At 71.3% G+C, this 3,474-nt stretch carries 3 protein-coding genes and 1 pseudogene; 2 read left to right on the forward strand and 2 right to left on the reverse strand.

Annotation, left to right across the window (positions count from 1 at the left end; translation table 11 throughout):
- Both VFX99_RS10155 and VFX99_RS10160 read right to left on the reverse strand, forming a co-directional pair.
- Window positions 1–902: 3-hydroxyacyl-CoA dehydrogenase family protein (locus tag VFX99_RS10155; RefSeq protein WP_414684356.1), on the reverse strand; the 902-nt coding region annotated here is incomplete at its 3' end.
- On the reverse strand, window positions 899–1,639 hold the full coding sequence (locus VFX99_RS10160; RefSeq protein WP_329666177.1) for an enoyl-CoA hydratase/isomerase family protein: 741 nt from the start codon (window positions 1,637–1,639) through the stop codon (window positions 899–901). The genes VFX99_RS10160 and VFX99_RS10155, both read right to left, overlap by 4 nt.
- Window positions 1,640–1,733: 94 nt before the next feature.
- Here VFX99_RS10160 and VFX99_RS10165 point away from each other — a divergent pair.
- Both VFX99_RS10165 and VFX99_RS10170 read left to right on the forward strand, forming a co-directional pair.
- Window positions 1,734–2,351, forward strand: a pseudogene (locus VFX99_RS10165) (TetR/AcrR family transcriptional regulator).
- A gap of 117 nt (window positions 2,352–2,468) precedes the next feature.
- On the forward strand, window positions 2,469–3,176 hold the full coding sequence (locus tag VFX99_RS10170; RefSeq protein ID WP_329666178.1) for a hypothetical protein: 708 nt from the start codon (window positions 2,469–2,471) through the stop codon (window positions 3,174–3,176).
- Window positions 3,177–3,474: the final 298 nt, after the last annotated feature.

Here is a 3,474-nt window from a genome sequence, read left to right on the forward strand (position 1 = left end):
AAGCCTTCGCCGCTCTTGCGGCCGAGCCGCCCCTCTGCGACCATCCGGCGCAGCAGGGCGGGCGGTTCGAAGCGGGCGCCGAGTCTGGCGTGCAGCTCTTGGGCGATGCCGAGGCGCACGTCCAGGCCCACCAGATCGGTCGTGCGCAGAGGGCCCACCGGATGCCGGTACCCGAGGGTCATCGCAGCGTCGATGTCGGCGGCGTCGGCGACCCCCTCTTCGAGCATCCGGATCGCCTCGAGCCCGAGCGCGACGCCGAGCCGGCTCGAGGCGAAGCCGGGGGAGTCGCGCACGACGACCGCGGTCTTGCCAAGTTCGTCGACCCACGCCCGGGCCTCCTGGACGAGCGCGGGGTCGGTCGCCGCACCAGCCACGACCTCGACCAACTCAGACGCGGGCACCGGGTTGAAGAAGTGCAGCCCCAGGAAGCGCGAGGGCCGGCCCAGCGCCCCCGCGAGATCGTCGATCGAGATGGACGAGGTGTTCGACGCGAGCACTGCGTCCTCCGGCAGGACGGCCTCGGCGCGCGTGAGCGCCTCGACCTTCAGCGAGCGGTCCTCCGGCACCGCCTCGATCACGAGTGCGCACTGCGCGAAGAGCCCGGCGTCGGTGCCGGTGGTCACGGCGGACTGCAGCACGGCGAGCGGCCCTCGGGTGGCGCCGCGCTCGACTGCACGGGCCAGGCTCGCGCGGATGCGGGAGGCCGCGGCATCCGCTGTGATCTGGTCGCGCTCGACCACCACGACCTCCGAGCCGGCGAGCACGAACGCGTGCGCGATGCCCGAGCCCATCCGGCCGCCGCCGAGCACGCCCACCCGCCGCGGTGCGGCGGACCCGGTTGCGTGGTCTCGATCCGCGGCATCGCCGGTGCTCGGCAACCGAGTCGATCCGTCGTCGCTCATCCGCGGTTCCGCCTTTCGAGGAACTCCGTCATGCGCCGGTCCTTCTCGGGGCTCTCGAAGAGCTCGGCCTGCAGCTCGAGCTCGATCGCCGGGTGGTCGGCGCGGGACGCGCGCAGGGCGAGCTTGGTGTGCCGCGTCGCCAGCGGGTCGTTCGCGGCGATGCGGTCGGCCATCGCGTGCGCCGCGCCCATCAACTCGTCCGCGGGATGCACGGACGAGACCACGCCCCATGCCAGCGCCTCGTCGGCGTCGAGGATGCGGCCCGTGAGCAGCAGCTCACTGGCGCGGGCCTCGCCGACGATCTCGCGCAGTCGCCAGGTCGCACCGGCGGCCGCCATGATGCCGAGCCCCGTCTCGGGGTTGCCGACCTTCAGGGCCGGCGTGCCGATGCGCAGGTCGGCGGCGAACGCGAGCTCTGCGCCGCCCCCCAGCGCGTAGCCGTCGATCGCGGCGATCACGGGCATCGGCAGCTCGTTGATCCGGATGAACGCCATCGCGTTGATGCCCTGCCGCGCGTGCGCCGCCCGCCGGTCCCGCAGCTGCGCGATGTCGGCGCCCGACGCGAACACGCCGCCCGCCCCGGTCAGGATGAGGGTGCGCGGATCCGCCTCGAGCTCGGCGCACAGCGCATGCAGCGCGTCGATCGTGTCCTGATCGATCGCGTTGCGCTTCTCCGGGCGGTTGAGGGTCGCCACCACGCGGTCGGGCAGGCGATCGACCAGCAGGGGCGCTGCCATCGTCGGGTCCTCCGCTCCATTGCGCACGCCATTACCTTACCGATCGTTCAGGAAGAAGCATCCGTTCGTCGAAGCGGATGCCACACTGGGGAGCGTGACCGTCTCGCCGCCTCCCACCGACCGGGTCGCCCCGCGACGTGGGCGGCCTGGGTACGATCAGCGGCAGATCCTCGAGATCGCGGTCGCCGTCTTCATCGAGCACGGCTACGACGCGACCTCCGTCGCCTCGCTGGCGACCCGCCTCGGCCTGTCGAAGTCGGCGCTGTATCACCACTTCGAATCCAAGGAGCACCTGCTCAGCATGGCGCTGGACGAGGCGCTCGGCGGCCTCGAGGGCGTGCTGCTCGAGCCAGGGGCCTGCGAGGGGGACGCGGGTGAGCGCCTCGGGTACGTGCTGCGCGGTGCCGTCCGAGTGCTCGTGGACAAGCGGCCCTTCGTCACGCTGTAGCTGCGCGTCCGCGGCAACAGCGAGGTCGAGCGGCAGGCGCTCGATCGCCGCCGCTCGTTCGACCACGAGATCACCGGAATGGTGCGGGCCGCGCAGGACGAAGGGTCGGTGCGGGCGGATGTGGATGCCTCAATCGCCACGCGTCTGCTGTTCGGCATGGTCAACTCGATCGTCGAGTGGTACCGCCCTTCCGGCCCCGAGGGAGCCGCCGAGCTCGCGGCGGACGTGCTCACCGTCGCACTCGACGGACTGCGCACACGCTGACCCCCGTCCGACTCCGTACCCGCTGACGCCCGTCCGACCCTGTGAAACCGGGGCGAACCGGCATCCGTCGGGGCGTGCCGGTCGGGAGCCCTCCGCAGGCTGGCTTAGCCTGGGCGCATGACCGGCCAACCTCCCCGCAAGCGGCACTCGCCGGCGGTGTATCGACGCCGGCGGATCGTCCTGGTGCTCGCCGTCCTCGCGGTGGCCGCCCTGGTGTGGCTGCTGATCGCCCAGCCGTGGCGCGGGGCGTCGGCCTCGAGTTCCGACCCCGGTCCGACAGCGACACAGAGCAGCATCCCCGTTCCGGCGGCATCTACCGCGACACCGACGCCCACCGTCACACCGACGGCGGAACCGACAGCGGATGCCGCCCCCTCACCTTCTGCGACACCGTCGAGCACGGCCCCGCCCACTGCGAAACCCTGCGTCGCACGGGACGTCACGGTCGATGCGGTCACCGATCAGGACACGTACGAGCCCGGCCAGAATCCGCAGCTGACGATCCGCCTCACCAACGACGGCGCTGCGGACTGCACTCTCAACGTGGGCACCAGCGGGCAGTCGTTCACGATCGTGAGCGGCAGCGATGTGTGGTGGCGTTCCACCGACTGCCAGACCGAGCCGAGCGACATGGTCGTGCTCCTCGCCGCCGGCCAGTCCGTTTCGAGCGCGGCTCCGCTGGCATGGGATCGCACCCGCTCGTCGGTCGGCTCGTGCGACGATCCCAACCGCCAGAGCGCTCCGGGTGGGGGTGCGGCGTACAACGTGAGCGTCGAGATCGGCGGCATCGCGTCGACCCAGTCGAAGCAGATACTTCTGTACTGAGACCGATTTCACGGCTTTTGTTACGAAACTGTCCCCCGAAGAGGGGACAGACGCGCAGACCAGACGCGCGTACCGTTGAGATCAGCTCCCGTATACAACGGTTTCTGGCTGTCCCCAGCAGCACCTCGTCCCCAGCGAGCAAAGGAAGCCAACGGAGAGCATTGGCCCTCTCGAGTCACTCCCCGCGCAGGGGGTGGCCCGAGGGGGCCACACTTCTCGCGGTGATCGAGGGGCTGCGGACGGACGCCGGCTCACCGGCGTCGACGGCCCGCAGGCGCAGGACGGGGCCGGAGCATCC

Origin of the sequence: Microbacterium sp., from assembly GCF_036277215.1 — a bacterium.
Lineage (GTDB): Bacteria > Actinomycetota > Actinomycetes > Actinomycetales > Microbacteriaceae > Microbacterium.

Excerpts from the sequence above, each read along its gene's own strand:
- VFX99_RS10160 (WP_329666177.1), bottom strand. The coding sequence starts at position 1,639 with ATGGCAGCGCCCCTGCTGGTCGATCGCCTGCCCGACCGCGTGGTGGCG.
- VFX99_RS10170 (WP_329666178.1), top strand. The coding sequence starts at position 2,469 with ATGACCGGCCAACCTCCCCGCAAGCGGCACTCGCCGGCGGTGTATCGA.